Genomic DNA, 455 nt, shown 5'->3' on the forward strand with positions numbered 1-455 from the left:
CCGGCGCCGCCTCCAACGGCGACAACACCGGCGTCGCACCCGCAGCCGACCTGATCGTCGGCAAAGTCCTCAACAACAACGGGTACGGCCAGGACTCCTGGGTCATCGCCGGCATGCAATGGGCTGCCGAGTCGGGCGCCGACGTGGTCAACATGAGCCTCGGCAGTCCGTCCCAGACCGACGGACTCGACCCGATGGCCCTCGCCGTGGACACCCTCTCCGCGCAGCACGACACCCTCTTCGTCGTCGCCGCCGGCAACAAATCCGGTGGCCTCATCGGTTCGCCCGGCACCGCAGCCAGCGCACTCACCGTCAGTGCCGTCGACAAACAGGACCAACTCGCCGGCTTCTCCAGCGCCGGACCACTAGCCGGCACCGGCGCACTGAAGCCCGACCTCACCGCACCCGGCGTCGCCATCAACGCCGCCCGCTCCCAACACAGCACCGGCGACGGC

General features: G+C 69.7%; 1 protein-coding gene. It reads left to right on the plus strand.

Going from position 1 to position 455, the window contains the following annotated elements:
- Window positions 1-455 (plus strand): S8 family serine peptidase (locus tag H0524_RS25595; protein ID WP_180198487.1); only part of this gene is annotated, 455 nt, incomplete at both ends.

It is taken from the genome of Salinispora sp. H7-4, assembly GCF_013416675.1.
GTDB lineage: Bacteria > Actinomycetota > Actinomycetes > Mycobacteriales > Micromonosporaceae > Micromonospora > Micromonospora vitiensis.